Below are 17,077 nucleotides of genomic sequence, written 5' to 3'. Positions count from 1 at the left end.
TTCGGGGGGTGAAGTCGTCAAACTCGCACCGCCCTGACCGGCGCCAGTCCGTGGGTCTCCATTACCTCGACGATCCAGTCGATGAACACCCGAAGCTTGGCGCTGACGTGACGATTGGGAGCAAACGCCACGTACATCGGCATGGCGTCCAACGTCCAGTCCTCGAAAAGGGGCGCCAGCGCCCCTCGCGCGACCGCATCCCTGGCCATATATTCCGGCAGCCACAACACCCCCATGCCCGCCAATCCCGCAGCCAGATAGGCATTGCCGTCATCCACCGCCAGCGCGTATTTGCCGTGCACATTGACCTGCTCGGCACCTCGGTGCATGGCATAAGGCAGCGGTTTGCCGATGCGCGACCAGCGGAAACCGACGATCCTGTGATGCGAGTCTTCCAGATCGCCCGGGTGAGACGGCGCACCGGCGCGGGCCACATAGTCCGGTGCGGCGTACACGCCAAGCCGCAAGTCCCCGACGTGGCGCGCCATCAACGACTGGTCGGTCAGTTCGCCACCGCGCACGACACAATCGACGTTCTCCCCGATCAGATCGACCATCCGGTCGCTCACACCCATATCGAGTTGAATGTCGGGGTAGCGCGCATAAAACGCCGGCAACGCGGGCATCAGAATCAGGCTGGCGAAGGGGCTCGGCACGTCGACGCGCAAACGTCCGCGTGGCAGGGTCGAGGCATCGGACAGACTGGTCTCCGCGTCGTCCATATCCGCGAGAAGCCGCACCACACGGTCGTAGTAGGCCGCGCCGTCGGCGGTGACGTTGACCTTGCGCGTGGTCCGGTTGAGCAGCTTCACGCGCAACCGCGCTTCCAGTTGCTGAACCAGTTGCGTCACGCTGGTCTTGCTCATGTGCAGCGTCTCGGCAGCCTTGGTGAAACTGCCTGCCTCCACCACGCGCACAAACGCCTGCATGGCGTCGAATCGGTCCAAAGGCGCCTCCTGACAGATCGGGATCGAGATATTCGGGGCTTGCGATTGTTTGCATTTTACAAACAGTGAAGGATGCAGTTGCCCGTTTATCGCGTTCGCGCGCCCGCTTAGAGTGCCTTCATCGCATAACCCGGGCCGACTGCGGCCCATCGATGGAGTGGATGAATGACGATTCGCGACGTGGTATTTCCTGCCGGCCGTCAGGCCCTGTATGACCGTAACCGCTACTCCCCGGCGATTCGCGCCGACGGCTTCCTGTTCGTCTCCGGACAAGTCGGCAGCCGGGAAGACGGGTCGCCGGAGCCCGACCTTGAGACTCAAGTGCGCCGGGCTTTCGATAATCTCAACGCCATCTTGAAAGCGGCCGACTGCACCTTCGACGACGTGGTCGACGTCACGGTGTTCATGGTCGACCCGGCAGCGACGTTCGAGCGCGTGTGGAAAATCGTGCCCGAGTACTGGGGCGAAGCGCCCCATCCGACACTGACCGCCGTGGGCGTGACGTGGCTGTACGGCTTCCAGTTCGAGATCAAGGTGATCGCGAAACTGCCGGCAGCTTGACCGCCCCGCAAGCGGCACCTGTGAGCTCAAGGGTCAAAGGTGCCGCCACAAGTCACCCGCAGACTCAGAAACGGTGACGCACACCGACCCGCAGCAGCCCCTGCCCATTGCTCGACGACGCTGCCACGCCATAGATTTGCGCAACCGCAGGCCCGGCCGTCGAATCGCGGCCGGTCGCGCGCTGATAAATCGCAAGGGCGTAGACGTCGGTGCGTTTCGACAGGAAGTAGTCGTACACAGCACTCAGTTGCTGATACCGTGCATTCTCCGCACGCGTGTACGTGTAGGCGCCGGAGATCACCACGGCGGGCGACCACGTGTACTGGGCGTTCAGCTCGTAGTTGTTCATCTTCGCCGTGCCTCTGAACGGCGTTGTGCTCGTAAAGCTGACGTCCTTGAACTGCGTGTTCGTGTAGAGCAGTCCCAACTTGACCGGTCCCAACTGGTACGAGCCGCCGGCGCCGATGACCTGCAACGACTTCGCGTTCGAATAGCCACTGGTCACCGGGCTCGTCATGCTGCCGTCGTACATCGATGTGAGCGGGTTCTGCGCATTCAGGTAGCCGAAGCCCAGATGCAGCGGCCCGCGCAGATAGCTGGCCCCCAAGCTGTAGATCTGATTCGTCCGGTAAGACCCCGCGACACCCCCGAAGCTGTACACGCCACCGAACGTGAAGCCCTTGTAGTCCGCACTGTTAAAGCGCACCGAGTTGTTGACTCGCGCGGTCGAATCGACGTTATCGGCATCGCCCGGGTGAGAGCTCATGAAGCCGACCAGCTTGTTGCTCGATGCCAGCGGCCCGAGGAAAGTGCCCAGCGAATCGTAGTGGCGGCCGATCGTGACCGAGCCGAAGTCACCCGACAGCCCGACGAACGCCTGCCGTCCGAACTCCCGACTGTTGTTGGCGAGCTTGCCGTTAGTGATGTCGAACCCGTTCTCCAGACGGAAGATGGCTTGCAGCCCGCCGCCCAGATCCTCCGTGCCACGCAGCCCCCATCGGTTGCCGTTAAGCGCGCCGCCTGCCACCTGAACATTGTGTGATCCACCCTGATTGGTCGTGTAGTTCACACCGTTGTCCAGAATCCCGTAGATCGTCACCTGACTCTGCGCCGCCGCATACCCGCTGAATGTGAGCAGAGCGCCAGCCGCGATACTTCTTTTTTTCATAATACGCAGTCCTAATTGATAAAAACAATCGATCGCCGTGAAAACACCACGGGTCACGAGCGAGAAGAGAAATGCGCCTGCCAACGCCCCCGACAGGGCGCCCTGATGTCGGGAGCGAAGGCATGCGGCACCTGCTGCCAAAAACAACTACCCCTACCCTACCCACGCGTGTCGCCACCGCTGGCGGCAAGCGCGAATAGCTGTTGCGCGAACACGTCCGGGCCCACTAGGCGAGTACGGACGGCGCATCGAAAAGCATGCAGCGGTCCTGCGGCAAGTGCAGCCAGACCCTGTCCGTCTGAATCTCGCGCGCCGCGCGCACACGCACTTCGGCACTGCCAATGGCGACGAGATACTCCATATGCGTGCCAAGAAAGTCGCGTTGCAGCACGTTGCCGCGAATCACGTTCGGCAGCGTGTCGTTCGTATCGACGATCTCCACGTGATCGGCTCGAATCGCGATTTGTGCCTCACTGCCCTGTGCCACCGTGCCGGTCTGCGCGCGCAACAACTGCCCGTCAGCCAAGCGCACGGTCCGCTCGCCCGCCACACCGACCGACTCGACGGTGCACGACAGCAGATTGCTGTGCCCGACAAAGTCCGCCACAAACGGGTTGCGCGGGGCTTGATAGATTTCGCGCGGCGTACCGATCTGTACGATCCGGCCCGCGCTCATGACCGCGATGCGGTCGCTCAACGAAAGCGCTTCGTCCTGATCGTGCGTCACATACACGGTCGTGATCCGCAGCCGGCGCTGCAACTCCCGCAACCAGCCCCGCGCGCGCAGTCGCAACGTCGAATCGAGATTAGAGAGCGGCTCGTCCAACAGCAACAACGTCGGCTCATAGACCAGCGTCCGAGCCAGTGCGACGCGTTGCTGCTGCCCGCCGGAAAGTTCGTGCGGATAGCGCTGGGCCAGTGACAGCATTTCGACCAGCCCGAGCGCGTCGTCCACTTTCTGATCGAGCACGGCCTTGCGCACGCCGCGAAGGCGCAATGGATACGCCACGTTCTCCCGCACGGTCATGTGCGGCCAGAGCGCGTACGACTGAAAGACAAGGCCACAATTGCGGGCCTCGGGGGCAAGCTCGATGTTCTCGTCGCGATCGAAAAGCCGTACTGGGCCAAGCGTGATGCGCCCGCTCGTCGGCGTTTCAAGCCCGGCAATCGAGAACAACGTGGTGGACTTGCCGCAACCACTGGGCCCGAGCAGCGTCAGAAATTCGCCGTCGCGAACTTCCAGCGAAACGTTCTTCAGAATGTCGACATCGCCGTGACGCTTGCACAACGAGTCGATTTGCAATGCAGCCATGTTATTTACCCTTTCCAAGCGTCTTGGCGACCATTACCAGCGCCAAGGTCAGCAACAGTTGCACGATCGACAGCGCCGCCACCGGTCCGAAATCGCCATTGGTCCACAGCCGCAACATGGTCGGGCCGATGACCTGACTCGTCGGCGCGACCAGAAACACGGCAGCGGCGTACTCCTTCAGAAAACTCACGAACAGCAGCAGATAACTACTGGCCATCGCGCGGCGTCCCAGCGGCAGCACGATGTTGCGGCTCGTCTGCCACCACGTGGCACCACAGGCACGCGAGGCTTGATCGAGTTCGCGACCGATCTGCATGAATGTGGGTGCCATCGCCGCGAAGGCCGTCGGCAGGTTGCGCATCGAAAACGCGATGATGAGCAGCCACAACGTGCCGTAGAGCACGCCCATGCCGGGCAGCCACAAGGTAAGCCAGAGGAAGCCGATACCGACCACAATGCCGGGCACGGCGCGCGGCGCCAGACACAACACTTCCAGCGAACGCCGCCAGCGGAAGTTCGAGCGCTGCACACAAAGCACCACGAGTGCTACGAACGCCGTCGCCAATGCCGCACCGATGCCGGCCACAAAAAGGCTGTTGGTGATGGCGTGCCAGTATTCCGACTGCGTGAAGAGCTGCTGGTAGTTCGATGCCGTCAGATAATCCAGCGGTGACACCAACGGACTCAGGAACTGCACCGCTGAGCGCGCGACCAACCCGGCAATCGGCAGCAGCACGCTAATGGCGAGGTACAGCCACCAGAGCGCAGCGATCACGAATCGCCAGCCGCCAACGCGCGTCGCCCGGTGCCGTTGCGCTTTGCCGCGCAAGGTGACAAAGCGCTGCGTGTTGCCCAGCATGCGTTGCTGCACGATGACCAGCAGCGCCACACAGATCAGCATGTAGACCGCTGCCGCCCCCAACATGCCGTAGTTCGGTGATGTCTGGCCCAGTGCTTCGCGGTACAGGAACGTGGTGAAGAATTCCAGATTCGACGGTGCGCCGAAGATCAACGGAATCGACAACAGCTCCAAGCCGCCCACGAACGCCAGCAGCGCGCTGTAGAAGATCGACGGACGCATGAGCGGCAACGTGATCGTGGTCATCACCCGCCACGGCCTCGCCCCCGTGGTGCGGGCGGCATCTTCCAGCGAACCGTTAGAGAGAGACAACGCGCTTGAACACAACACCGTGACGTACGGTGCCTGCGATACCCCGGCCAGTACGCCCATGCCGAGAATCGAGTACAGATTCCATGGCGTATCCGACAGCCAGCGCTGCACGGCCAACGTCACATAGCCCGACGGCCCGTACAGCACATACCAGCCGAACGCCAACACAAGCTGCGACAGATAGACAGGCAGCGCCATCACGCCGCGCAGCCAGCGCTGGCCGGGCAGTTCGAGCCGCGTAAAACAGAACGCACCTAGCACGCCCACGACCGTGGCGACTATCGTCGACACGACCGCCAGATAGAACGAGTTGGCCGCGGCCTCAAGAAATGCGCGGCTGGTCAGCAACCCGCTGTAGTTCTGCGAAGTCAGCACGCCGTGCCCGTCGTACAACGGGCGGTCGATCAGCGATTGATAGACGATCAGGCACAGCGGCGTTGCCACGAGCAACAAGACTGCGACAAACACGAATCGCGGCACCCAGCGCTCGGGGTCGATGCGGCGGCGCGTGCCACCTTCCGGCAACACATTGGCGAGCGATGCCATGCTCACTTCCTCCCGCCGGTGAACGTGGCTTGCCACTTGGCGACGAACGCCGGCTGCTCACGCAACATCTCGGGGGGGTAGCCAATCTGGATGACGTTCTTCGCCCCCAGTTGCTCGACGATCTGCGCGTAGGTAATCACCGGCACTTCATTCGGATTCACGTCGCTGCGATACGGCACGAGGCCGCCATTCGCAATGCTCACCTGCCCGTCGTGCGACAGCAGCCAGTTCATCACCAGACTCGCGGACGCCTTGCTCTGCGAGCGCCGCGTGATCGCCATGCCGCGCGGCATGAGCGGTGTGCCGTCCTTGATCAGGTTCCAGCCGAGAATGTCGCCGCGCTTTTCCTGCCGCAACCGTTCGAAGAAGGTGGCGCCTGATGCGAAGTACACCGCCGAGTACTCGCCGGTGGTCACCTTCTCGATCATAGTCGCCCCGCTGCTCTCCAGTTGCGTGGCGCGGGCCACGCCTTCCAGCGCCGGCCAGCCGCGCTCGCGTGCATAAGTCCATTGCAATACATACGCGAACGCATGCTTGGCAGCGTCGTACGTGGTGATCTTGCGATTGAACAGACCGGGGAATTGCTGGCTCAGCCGTGCGAGATCAGCCATGGACTGGGGACGCTTGTCCGGCGGCAACAGCAGCTTGTTGTAGACCATCACCAACGGATCGGTCGAAAACGTATAAAGCCCGGGCAGCGGCTTGCTCCATGCAGGCAGCGCGCCAGCGTCGGGCACGTTGTAGGGCTCGATGCCGTCTTTCTCATGAAAGCGCAGCCACGCATCCGGCGCGGCCGTGATGATCAGGTCGGCGCTGCGGCGTCCGACCGACGACTCGCTGTAATAGCGCTCGAACACTTCGGCCGGTCCCAGATGCAGCGCATCGACCTTGAGCCACGGATACTTCGCGCGCAATCCGGCGAGAAACGGCGCCATGTTGGCGTTCGACAAATTCGAGTAAATCAGCACGCCCTGCTCGCCGCGCGCCTTCGTCTCCAGATCGGCCGCGGCCGGTGCTGCGAACGCCGTGCCGCTACCCACCCAGCCGAATCCGCTGACCGTGCCCGCCACGCCCACCATTCCCGCCACTCCCGCCGTCAACAGACGGCGACGCGTGGCGTCGGGCATGGCCTTGCACACAACCCCTTCCGGCGGCTTGCCGTTCTTACCTTCGTTATTCGCTTTCAACTGCTCCTCCAATCGATAGCCTGCCAAATTCCAGAACATCCCAGAACTTCGAGACCCTGCCATTTCATCGCAAGATCACCTTGATGCAAATAGTAGCCAATTTGAGATACACTCACAACCGTTCAATAAGCGATGCGACCCCGGGGTATCCCTAATACGTGACGACGCGTATGGCCATGCCTCAGCGACGCTGCCCTGTTCTTCCTTCACCCTCCCTACGGAAAGGATCACCGTTCGTGAAGATCACGCCATATCACGTCGGGCCGACGATGTCGTTCTCGTGCCGCCTGGACCCGCGCTTTTCATACTGTCTGTATGTGCCGCGCGGCTATGCCGACCCGGCCCGGCCACGCTGCCGGATCTTGCTCGCCGTGCACGGCACCGAGCGCGCCAACCAGCGGCTGCGCGATCGCTTTGCCGACTTCGCCGAGCGCGACAACTGCATCGTGCTGGCGCCGTTGTTCCCTGCGGGGATGACGGGCGACGACAATATCGATGCCTATAAATATCTGGCGCAGGGCGACCTTCGCTACGATCTCATCGCCAAAGACATGATCGACGAGGTGGCGTATGCCTACGACGTGTCGGCGGATCGCATGCTGGTGTTCGGGTTTTCGGGCGGCGCGCATTTCGCCCATCGCTTTCTGTATGGGCACGCCTCGCGCGTGCGGGCCGCGTCGATTGCAGCGCCCGGCGGGATCACGTTGCCCGATGCGGAGCATCCGTGGTGGGTCGGCTTGCAGGATTTTGAAAAGCGCTTTGGTCGGCCGGTCGATTGGGCTGCGCTCAAAAGCATCGTCATGCATTTGGTCGTCGGTGCCGATGACATCAACCCGCAAGGCATGATCCAGAGTCCGTCGCACCCGTACTGGATGCCGGGTGCCGATGCCCTCGGCAAGACACGCGTCGAGCGATTGCGCCGTCTGTATGACGCTATGGTCGCGCTGGGCATCGACACGCGATACGAGGCGTTGCCCGGCGTGCGTCATGAAATGGAACCGCTGGTCGATGCGGCACAGGCTTTCTTCGCCACGGTCTCGCGCTGATCCACGTGTCGGGGGCCGTCAATCGACGGCCCCGCCCATGCTTACACCGGCTGCGCCTTCAGGAACATGCCGACCACGTGGCGGTACACCGCTGGGGTTTCGTAGAAAGGCATGTGCGAAGCGTCTTCCAGTACTTCCAGTTGCGCATTCGGCATCGCCTCGTACATCGCTCGCGAGCACGCCGGCGTCAGTTCGTCGAACGCGCCGCAGATCACCAGCGCCGGTGCCGTGATGCCATGCATGTCCGGCACCCGGTTCCACTCGCGCATGTTGCCGGTATAGGTGAACTCGTTCGGCCCCTGCATCGTGCGGTAAGGGCCTTCGTTCCACTGCGCCAGCGAACGCGTCAGTGCCTCCGGCCAGACGGGCAAGCGGCACACGTGACGATAGTTCAGGAGGGTCAACGCAGCGGCGTATTCAGGATGGGTCAGCGTGCCCGCCGCCTCGTGATGCCGCATCATCGCGACCGTTTCCGCACCGAGCGCTGCGCGTAGGCGCTCCAGTTCCGTGCGCAGATGCGGAATGTCGCAGGCCCCGTCGGCAACGATATAGCTGGCGACACGCTCGGGATATGTCAGGCAGTACTCGGTGCCGAGCCACGTTCCCCAGGAGTGCCCCAACAGATGGAATCGCCCGATACCCAGCACAGCACGCACTTGTTCGACTTCTTCCACATAGCGGGCCAACGTCCACAACCGTTCATCCTCCGGACGATCCGACGCCCCGCAGCCCAACTGATCGTAGAACACCAGCGCAAACCCCTCGTCGGCTAACCACGCATGGCCTTCGCGCAGATACTCGCTGGGCAGCCCCGGTCCGCCATTCAAGCCGAACAATATGCGCGTGCCGGCGGCCGACAAATCGCCGCAAACGTACGCCTGAACGTCATAGCCTTCGGCAAGGCGCACACGCACCGTTTCGAATGGCCGTGTCATACACCCACCGCCACGTCGAAGCTGCGGTCTTGTCCGAGGCTCGGAATGCTCGTGCGCGCCCAATCGACCCGCGCGGGATCGATGTCGGCCATCACGATACCGGGCTCAAGACCGCCATCGGCAAGAATCTCGCCCCACGGGTCAACAATCAATGAGTGCCCGAAGCTATACCGCTCGCCATAGTGATGCCCGCATTGGGCCGGCGCGATGACGTAACAGCCGGTCTCGATGGCCCGCGCGCGAAGCAGCGTGTGCCAGTGTGCTTCTCCCGTGATTTTCATGAAGGCCGCCGGCACCGCGATCAGGTTGGCCCCTGCCTGCGCAAGCGCCCGATACAACTGCGGAAAGCGCACGTCATAGCAGATCGAGAACCCCAGACGGCCCCACGGACCGTCCCAAAGCTGTGCGCGCGCGCCGCGTTTATACAGCTTGGATTCGGTAAAACTTGACGACCCCGGCAACGCATCGAAGAGATGGATCTTGTCGTAATGACAGACCACGTCGCCCTGCGGCGAAATCAACATGCTGCGATTGACGAGTTCGCCGTCAGCGTCGCGCGTCGTGATCGACCCGACGAGAATCCAGCAGCTGAGATCGAGCGCCGCAGCCCGGTACGCCGCCAGTGCGAAATGCTCGGACGGCGCACGGGCGTAGTCGCGCGTGCGTTGGAAGTCGGCATCGAGATAGTCGACCGCTTCAGGCAGCGCGATAAGTTGTGCGCCGCCCAGCGCTGCCTGACGAATCCACGCAACGGTATCGGCAACGTTCTCTTTCACGTCGTTGCGGGCGCAAACCTGCACGCAGGCTATGCGCAGGCGCTCGGGGACCGGGCCGCCGGGGGGAGTCGAGAGCACAGGGGTAAGCACAGACATGGAAATCTCCGGTGTGAGGAGTTTCCAAGGATAGACGACCGAATTGTTAAAGGCTACTATTTTGGCTACTATTTATTGTCTTCAAGGAGTCCCCCATGTTTCGCCCTAACCGCTTGAAGCAGCGCCTGTCCGAAGGACACTCGTGCGCGGGTGCGTGGCTTTTCGTCCCCAGCGCGGACACCGCGGAGATTCTCGGCACGTTGGGCTACGACGCACTCATCATCGATCACGAACACACGGCCGGACACGTTCAGACTGCCGTTGAACAGACCCGCGCCATTCGCGCGGCCGGGGCGAGCACCGTACTCGCAAGAGTGCCCGCGCACGACGCCCATGTGATCAAACCCTTGCTCGACGCCGGGGTCGAAGGCCTCTTGCTCCCGAACGTGGAATCGGCGGCACAAACCCGCGCGTTGGCAAACGCAGCGTGGTATCCGCCCGACGGCACACGGGGGGCGCACTACACCGTGTCGCGCGCAGCGGCATGGGGCGGGCAAGCTGCCGACTATCGGGCGCAGGCGAAACAGGAATTGTTGTTGATCGGCATGATCGAGAGCATCCGTGGCGTCGATGCCCTGCCCGAGATCCTCGCCGAGAACGTTTTCGACATGATCTTCGTCGGCCCGCTCGATCTCGCCGAAAGTCTCGGCTGCGGCAGCGACATGGCGAATGCCGCAGTGCAGGATGCCATCGACTCGGTGGAGCGGCAGGTGCGCACGAGTGGCGCCTATCTGGGCTCGGCATTACGTCCGAACGAGTTGCCGGCGCACGCGTACGCCCGTGGGCACGCCTTCGTCACGCTGGGCTGTGACGTCGGATTTCTGCGCAAAGGTGCCATGTTGTTGGCACACCAAAACGTTTGAACCGGTCGCGGAGTGGCATCGGCCCGATGCTATAATCCGCGAACAAAATTGGCTACTAAAGGCGAATGGAAACGACCCCGCTCACATTTGATTCCCTCAACGATCTCAGTCGCGAGATCCGGAGCGACCTATTCGCAGGGAAGTACTCGCCCGGCGACTGGCTCAAGCAAACGGATGTCGAGCAGCGATACGGGGCGAATCGTTTCGAAGTGCGCATGGCACTCAACGAGCTGGCGGTACGCGGCCTGCTGGAACACATTCAGAATCGCGGTTATCGCATTGCGAGCCATTCGTCGATTCAACGCGATCAGCTCTATGAAGTCAGAACCATCATGGAGTTGGCGGCCTGCCGCTTGATCGTCGTGCGCGCCACACAGGAGCAGATCGACAGCTTTGGCGTTCTGGTCGCACAGTTCGACACCGCCGTCGAAGTGGGCAGCCGCGAGGAACTGCGCGTCATCAACTTTCGCCTGCACGAGGCGTTCTACGCCATGGCGGGCAACACGTTGCTTGCCGAAGAAATCCGCCAGAACCGCGAGCGCGGTATTCCGGGACGCACGGGAACATGGGACACCGTCGCCTCGCTGCGCGCCAGCAATGCCGATCACATCGCCATGCTCGACACGCTGCGCAATCGTGACGCCGAAGGCCTGTGCGCCGTCGTCTATCGCCATCTGAATCAATGGCGTGCCTTCTCCACTTCGGCCGCCACGGAGTGAGGTGATTAGCGTGAAAAGGGCCGCACTCGCGCGGCCCTTCACCGGCAATTAACCAGCAAAAGCCTCCCGATACGCGAACAATCCCGGCGTCCCCCCCGTCATCACGTAAAGCACGCGAGTGCCTGCGGGCATCGCGCCCGCTCGAATATCGGCGAGCAATCCGGCAAAGGCTTTGCCGGAATAGACCGGATCAAGCAGCAGCCCTTCGCTGCGCGCCAACAAGCGCACGGCGTCAAGCATCCCCGGCGTCGGAATACCGTAGGCTTCGCCACGGTGCGCACCGTCGATCACCACATCGTCCGCTGAGAGTGCGGACGCCGAATGCCCCAGCAGCGCCAACGTCTCCCCGGCCAATTGCACCGTGCGGGCATGCGTCATGTCTCGATCTGCCAGCACCGAATACGCGTTGACCGTCTGCGCACCCCGCCCCGCCAGATGAAACCCAGCGACCAACCCCGCCTGCGTGCCCGAGCTGCCGTTCGGCACGATCACACGATCGAAGGTCGTGCCGAGGACCGCTTCCTGCTCAATCACTTCCAGCGCGCAGCGAACATAGCCCAGCGCACCTATCGGCGACGAGCCACCCGACGGGACCACCATCGCACGCCGCCCTTGCTCACGTAATTCGACGGCACGGTCCTGCGCCGCTGCGAACGCGTCGACATTCGGCGCCAGACGATGCACCTTCGCGCCAAAAAGATCATCCAGCATGATGTTGCCGTTGTTGCGATAAGCCACGTCATGCCGGGGAACCATGTCCGCCAGCATCAGTTCGCAGGCAAGGCCATGTCGCGCACAGGCGGCCGCCGTGAGACGCGCATGGTTGGACTGGATGCCGCCAATCGTAATGACGGTATCAGCGCCGTCTGCCAGCGCTGCGCCCAACAGCAGTTCCAGTTTCCGCAGCTTGCTGCCTCCGCCGCCGATCTCGCCAAGATCGTCGCGCTTCACGTAGATGGCGATGTTCTGCCGGTCCGCGCCACACTGGCTTTCGAGACTGAACAAGCGCCGGATCGGCGTCGCCCCCTCGATCAATGGAACGCTCGGGAAGTGGCTGGCGATTTGCGATTGTGTATCGATCATGCTGTCTCCGTAGTACGGCGGCACCTGCGCCGCGACGCGTCATTCACTCGTTGATGAAGTACTGCAAGATGCGATCGCGCTCGGACTTCGCCGCAGACGTGTCCGACGGCACCCCGCGCTTTTGCGCATTCGCGCTCGCCCCCGCCGCAGTCGCGGCCTGAGCGTCATCACCCTCCTCGTCATCCCCGCTCGCCGGTTGCGACAGCGCCACGCCGTCTGGGCTCAGCTTCTCCACAAAACCGCTGCCCGGCCGAAACGCCTTGTCGTAAGCGACATCGTCAGCAACGGTAATGTCATCCGGCACAACGACCGATGCCTGCGGAACGCCATCGAGCGCCTGTTTCATGTAGTCGATCCACACCGGCAATGCTGTGCGCGAGGCCCATTCGCTGCGGCCCAGCGAACGCGGCGTGTCGTGTCCCATCCAGACCACGGTTGCCGCGCTTTGCTGGAAGCCTGCGAACCAGCCGTCTCGATAGTCGTTGGTGGTGCCAGTCTTGCCGCCAATGTCGCTGCGGCCGAGCACGCGAGTGGCCGACGCCGTGCCGTGCTGGGCAACTTCGCGCAACATCTGCGATGTGAGATAGCTGGTCGCCGGCGACATCACACGTACGCGCTCCGGCCGCACATGGAACAACTCCGCCCCACGGCTATCGACGATGCGCGACACGAGATACGGCGCCACACGCTCGCCACCATTGGCGAACACGGCGTAGCCCACTGCCATCTGCAACGGCGTGACGGCCCCGGCCCCCAGCGCCATCGGCAAGTTGGCCGGAATCTTGTCCTTATCGAAACCGAAGGTCTGTACGGCGAAGTCGCGCGCATACGCCGGTCCAATCGCCTGCACGAGTCGAATCGCGACGAGGTTGCGGGACTTGGCCAACGCCGTCTGCAAGGACAATTCCCCAAGCGGTGCGCCGCCCGCCTTGGGTCGCCAGATCGGCGCGCCGGGGGCTGGCCGGATCTCTAGCGGCAAGTCGAAGACCTGCGTCGAAGGCCCGTATCCCTTGGCAATCGCTGCCGCATACAGGAACGGCTTGAACGCCGAGCCCGGCTGACGCCACGCCTGCGTCGCGTGATTGAGATGCTGGCCCGACATGCCGTTGTCGCCGATCATCGCGAGAATCGCGCCATCTTCGGGCGAGATCGAAATGAGCGCCGCCTGCACGGTGGGCATCGCGCTCAATTGGAAGGTGCCGTTCGCAAGCGCCCGCACGCGCACAACGTCGCCGAGATGGACGCGTTGCTTGGTCGAAGCCTGAGCAACGGTGGCGTGCTGGCCGTCTTCCATCAGCACCGTGACGCGACCAGCGTTCGCGCCTTTGGCCGCGCCGTCGACATGGGCCACCACGCCAACGCTCAAGCCCGGGTAGTCGGGCTGCTGCTTCAGATACGCCGCGAGCGCTGGTGTCAGACCAGCGCGAAGATCGAGTTGCGCGCGCAGGTCTTCCGGCACCCTCGTCTCCGCGCCGGGATACGGCTGGCGCGCCTGATACGCCTCGACACCGCGCAACACAGCATCGGCCGCAGCGCGCTGACGTTGCGTGTCGACCGTTGTCCAGACGCGCAGCCCCAACTCGTAGGCTTCATCGCCGTAGTCCTTCACGATCATCTGGCGCACCGTCTCGGTGACCGCATCGGCCGGAATATCGCGGCCGGTCGCGACCCGTGGCGAGAACGGCGGCGCAGCCGACGCAGCGGCAAAGTCTTCGCGCGAAATCACACCGGATTGCAACATGCGGCCGAGCACGTAAAGCTGCCGCGTGCGTGCACGTGCGGGGTCTACGATCGGATTGAACGCTGCCGGAGCCTTGGGAAGACCAGCGAGCATCGCGCATTCATCAAGCGTCAGTTCTTCGACCGGCTTGCCGTAGTAGACGCGAGCCGCCGCGCCAAAGCCGTAAGCCCGCTCACCCAGATAAATCTGGTTCATGTAGAGCGTCAAAATCTGCGGCTTGCTCAACGTGCGTTCAATCTTGATGGCGAGCAGAATTTCGTAGAGCTTGCGCGCGTAGGTCTTCTTTCGCGTAAGAAAGAAGTTGCGCGCCAGTTGCATGGTGATCGTGCTGCCGCCCTGCGCCTTGCCGCCATGCATCGCGTTGGCGACACTGGCCCGAATCAGACCGGGGAAATCGACGCCGCCGTGGGCAAAGAAATCGGCGTCTTCGGTGGCCAGAAGCGCATTGCGCAGATGCGCGGGAATCTGGTCGTAGGTCAAGGGAATGCGCTTCTCAATGCCATACTCGGCAAGCAACTGGTTATCCGCCGAGTAGATGCGCAAGGGTTGCGCCGGGCGATATTCACCGAGCACGGCCACGGGTGGCAGTTCCGGGTACACGACCACAATCACATAGGCCGCGAGCGCGCCGAACGCCGTGATACCAGCCACCATCACGAACAACAACCACTTCAGCCAGTGCCGGGGCTTGCGGGCTGGCGGCGGCGTGGGGCTACCTCGTTCGGGGCCCTGCGCGTTCGCGTCGAAATTCCTTTCATTCATCCGTGAACCATTCCTTCAATAACTAAACCAATCGACAAGTCTGGCTAATGTATGGATGTCACGAGAACACCGATGGCACGCCACACGAGCGCACGAGAGGTGCTCTACAATCCGCATGAATCGCCAAGAATCAGCCAGACCCGGCAGCCATACTCTGCGAAGCGCCGGACGGCAGACAAGCGATATTTCCTTACTCATGCATTAATCACGCTAATGCGAAAACCCATCGACGCCGCTTTGCTCGGTGCCCTGCGTTGCTTTGCGACGGCCGCCCGGCTGCTGAGCTTCACCCGCGCAGCGGATGCGCTCAGCCTGACGCAGAGCGCCATCAGTCAACAGATCCGGCAGTTGGAAAAACGATTGGGCTATGCGCTTTTCGTGCGTGGTCATCGCAGCCTGACGCTCACTCGCGAGGGGGAAATGCTGCTGGAAGGCACGCAGCGGGCCTTCGACGAAATAGAAACCACGCTCGTGCGGATTGCCAGCACCGACGAGCCGGTACGCGTCGGTTGTTGTCCTTCGTTTGCGCTGCATTGGCTGGTGTCGCGACTCCCGGACTTTCACCAGCACTTCGAACGAAACCCGGTGCAGCTCAACGCGGAGTTCACTGCGGTCGGCATGCCTGACGACGATACGACCGGCGTGGACGTCGCCATTCGCTACTCGGTGGATGACTTCCCGCTGACCGATGTGCATGCGCTGTTGCTCGACGAGTGGCTATTGCCCGTCGCCACACCGACCTATCTGTTGCGCAATCCGGCAGCCGCCAAGGGCCGCATCGACAAGTCGTGTGTGTTGTTGCATGACGCCGCCGCGTGGACCGGGGCGGATGCCTCTGCCGAATGGCGGGCGTGGATGACGGCGGTGCAGCCCGCAGCGATTCGCCACGTGGACGGGCCGCATTTCAATCTCGCGAGTATGGCATTCAGTGCGGCGCTCAACCATCAGGGCATTGCGATTGCCCGTGTGTCGCTATTGACGAACGAGTTGCGTGACGGGCGATTGGTGCCTGTCGTACCGGTCGCAGTGCGATCGCCCGCCTCGTACTGGATGATCTCGCGCAGTGCGAATTCCCCGGCGGCAAGCGTGTTCAACGCCTGGCTCTTGCAGGAGTGCCGGCAGTTTGCCCGCCGTCGAGCGGTCGATATCGGCAAGCTCGGGATTGCACGCCCGGCGGACGCGATGTTGTGAACGCACAAGTCCGGGGCACGATGACCGCCCCCAAGCTCACGACCTACTCGCGCTACGCTGCTCTTAAACGTCGACCTGCATCGGCAACTCGGGCGCGCTCGCCCACTCGCCAAGCGATGCATCGTACAGGCGCACATTGGGATGCCCCAGCTTCATCAACGCGAAGACGACGAGGCTTGCCGACACACCGCCACCGCAGTAAGCGATGACAGCGCGCTCAGGACCGATGTCTGCCGCCGCGAAGCGCTCCCGCAACCCGGTATCGTCCAGCAACTGCCCCGTCGCCGTGTCGAGCAGGCTCGCCGCAGAGACGTTGATACTGCCGGGAATGTGCCCCGGGCGCCCCTTGCGCGGCAGTTCCTCGCCGCTGTACTGCGCGGGTCGCAGCGCATTCACCAGCCGAACTTCGGGCGCGTGCAGCGCCTGCTCCACGTCGGCACGCTCGGCCACATAGGGCAACGGCTGCGCCACCGTGAACTTACTGCGCGTCGGGGCAGCCGCCGGGCCTCGCTCTACCGGATACCCCTCGGCCTGCCACTTGGCCAGACCGCCATCAAGCAGATGCGCATTGGTAAATCCATAGACACGCAGCATCCACCACACACGCGTGGCCCACCACGGCGTGCCGGTGCTGTAGATGACAACGAGACTGTCGTCGCGAATGCCCAGCGCCTCCACTGCCGATTTGAACGCTTCCGGCGGCGGCAGCATCAAGTGAATCGGGTGATCGCGGTGCGACAGTTGCGCGTCGATGTCGATGAACTGTGCGCCCGGGATGTGTGCCGCCTCAAAGGCCGCACGTTCCGGCTGCACGCGTTGCTTGATGACGGGATCGACCACCATCGTCGCGCTGCAATCGAACAGACGCAGGTCGGCGCGATGCAGATTCTCGGCGAGCCACGCCGTGTTCACGAGATAGCCCGGCTCGATGGCCGGTGTTGAGGATGTAGCAGTCATTTTCAAATCGAAAGTC

The 17,077-nt window shown here is 62.8% G+C and carries 15 protein-coding genes; 5 read left to right on the top strand and 10 right to left on the bottom strand.

The annotated features are described in order from the left end of the window. Positions 1–17: 17 nt before the first annotated feature. Positions 18–947, bottom strand: coding sequence for a LysR family transcriptional regulator (locus tag AT302_RS11635; protein ID WP_058378583.1), 930 nt, complete (start codon positions 945–947; stop codon positions 18–20). A 165-nt stretch (positions 948–1,112) separates the two neighbouring features. Here AT302_RS11635 and AT302_RS11630 point away from each other — a divergent pair, with 165 nt between their 5' ends. Continuing rightward, on the top strand, positions 1,113–1,508 hold the full coding sequence (locus AT302_RS11630) for a RidA family protein (protein WP_058378582.1): 396 nt from the start codon (positions 1,113–1,115) through the stop codon (positions 1,506–1,508). A 64-nt stretch (positions 1,509–1,572) separates the two neighbouring features. On the opposite strand, the gene AT302_RS11625 is transcribed toward AT302_RS11630, so the two are convergent. The 4 genes from AT302_RS11625 to AT302_RS11610 all read right to left on the bottom strand — a co-directional run bounded on the left by AT302_RS11625 (position 1,573) and on the right by AT302_RS11610 (position 6,931). Further along, positions 1,573–2,676 (bottom strand): porin, encoded by a 1,104-nt coding sequence (locus AT302_RS11625; RefSeq protein WP_058378581.1) that lies wholly within the window; start codon positions 2,674–2,676, stop codon positions 1,573–1,575. Between the two features lie 226 nt (positions 2,677–2,902). Then, a complete protein-coding gene (locus tag AT302_RS11620) occupies positions 2,903–3,988 on the bottom strand; it encodes an ABC transporter ATP-binding protein (protein ID WP_058378580.1) in 1,086 nt (361 codons plus the stop codon). A gap of 1 nt (position 3,989) precedes the next feature. Then, positions 3,990–5,705, bottom strand: a complete 1,716-nt coding sequence (locus tag AT302_RS11615; protein WP_058378579.1) for an ABC transporter permease — start codon at positions 5,703–5,705, stop codon at positions 3,990–3,992. Between the two features lie 2 nt (positions 5,706–5,707). Next, a complete protein-coding gene (locus tag AT302_RS11610; protein ID WP_058378578.1) occupies positions 5,708–6,931 on the bottom strand; it encodes an ABC transporter substrate-binding protein in 1,224 nt (407 codons plus the stop codon). A gap of 197 nt (positions 6,932–7,128) precedes the next feature. Here AT302_RS11610 and AT302_RS11605 point away from each other — a divergent pair, with 197 nt between their 5' ends. Beyond that, positions 7,129–7,938, top strand: a complete 810-nt coding sequence (locus AT302_RS11605) for a hypothetical protein (RefSeq protein WP_064675073.1) — start codon at positions 7,129–7,131, stop codon at positions 7,936–7,938. A gap of 41 nt (positions 7,939–7,979) precedes the next feature. Here the strand turns inward: AT302_RS11605 and AT302_RS11600 are convergent, their stop codons facing one another. Together AT302_RS11600 and AT302_RS11595 are read right to left on the bottom strand one after the other, a co-directional pair. After that, the gene (locus AT302_RS11600) at positions 7,980–8,873 is read right to left on the bottom strand and encodes a proline iminopeptidase-family hydrolase (RefSeq protein WP_058378577.1); all 894 of its coding nucleotides are present in this window, start codon (positions 8,871–8,873) and stop codon (positions 7,980–7,982) included. Further along, entirely contained in the window at positions 8,870–9,745 is an 876-nt protein-coding gene (locus tag AT302_RS11595; RefSeq protein WP_084656173.1) for a carbon-nitrogen hydrolase family protein, read from the bottom strand. Before AT302_RS11595 ends, AT302_RS11600 begins: the two co-directional genes overlap by 4 nt. 95 nt (positions 9,746–9,840) lie before the next feature. Here AT302_RS11595 and AT302_RS11590 point away from each other — a divergent pair, with 95 nt between their 5' ends. Beyond that, on the top strand, positions 9,841–10,608 hold the full coding sequence (locus AT302_RS11590; protein ID WP_058378576.1) for an HpcH/HpaI aldolase family protein: 768 nt from the start codon (positions 9,841–9,843) through the stop codon (positions 10,606–10,608). Between the two features lie 65 nt (positions 10,609–10,673). Then, complete coding sequence (locus tag AT302_RS11585; RefSeq protein ID WP_058378575.1) at positions 10,674–11,327, top strand: GntR family transcriptional regulator; 654 nt, start codon at positions 10,674–10,676, stop codon at positions 11,325–11,327. Positions 11,328–11,375: 48 nt separating this feature from the next. Here the strand turns inward: AT302_RS11585 and AT302_RS11580 are convergent, their stop codons facing one another. Together AT302_RS11580 and AT302_RS11575 are read right to left on the bottom strand one after the other, a co-directional pair. Beyond that, positions 11,376–12,410 carry a D-cysteine desulfhydrase family protein gene (locus AT302_RS11580; protein ID WP_058378574.1) on the bottom strand — a complete coding sequence of 345 codons (1,035 nt, stop codon included), beginning with the start codon at positions 12,408–12,410 and terminating at the stop codon, positions 11,376–11,378. Positions 12,411–12,453: 43 nt separating this feature from the next. Continuing rightward, positions 12,454–14,913 carry a penicillin-binding protein 1A gene (locus AT302_RS11575; RefSeq protein WP_058378573.1) on the bottom strand — a complete coding sequence of 820 codons (2,460 nt, stop codon included), beginning with the start codon at positions 14,911–14,913 and terminating at the stop codon, positions 12,454–12,456. Between the two features lie 213 nt (positions 14,914–15,126). Here AT302_RS11575 and AT302_RS11570 point away from each other — a divergent pair, with 213 nt between their 5' ends. Further along, positions 15,127–16,104 (top strand): LysR family transcriptional regulator, encoded by a 978-nt coding sequence (locus AT302_RS11570; RefSeq protein ID WP_058378572.1) that lies wholly within the window; start codon positions 15,127–15,129, stop codon positions 16,102–16,104. 63 nt (positions 16,105–16,167) lie between these two features. Here AT302_RS11570 and AT302_RS11565 read toward each other — a convergent pair whose 3' ends face one another. Next, complete coding sequence (locus tag AT302_RS11565; RefSeq protein ID WP_064675072.1) at positions 16,168–17,061, bottom strand: sulfurtransferase; 894 nt, start codon at positions 17,059–17,061, stop codon at positions 16,168–16,170. Positions 17,062–17,077 lie beyond the last annotated feature (16 nt).

This window comes from Pandoraea norimbergensis, assembly GCF_001465545.3.
GTDB classification, from domain to species: domain Bacteria; phylum Pseudomonadota; class Gammaproteobacteria; order Burkholderiales; family Burkholderiaceae; genus Pandoraea; species Pandoraea norimbergensis.
Note: the sequence above shows the minus strand (reverse complement) of the source record. Positions and strands in the feature narration are given on the sequence as shown.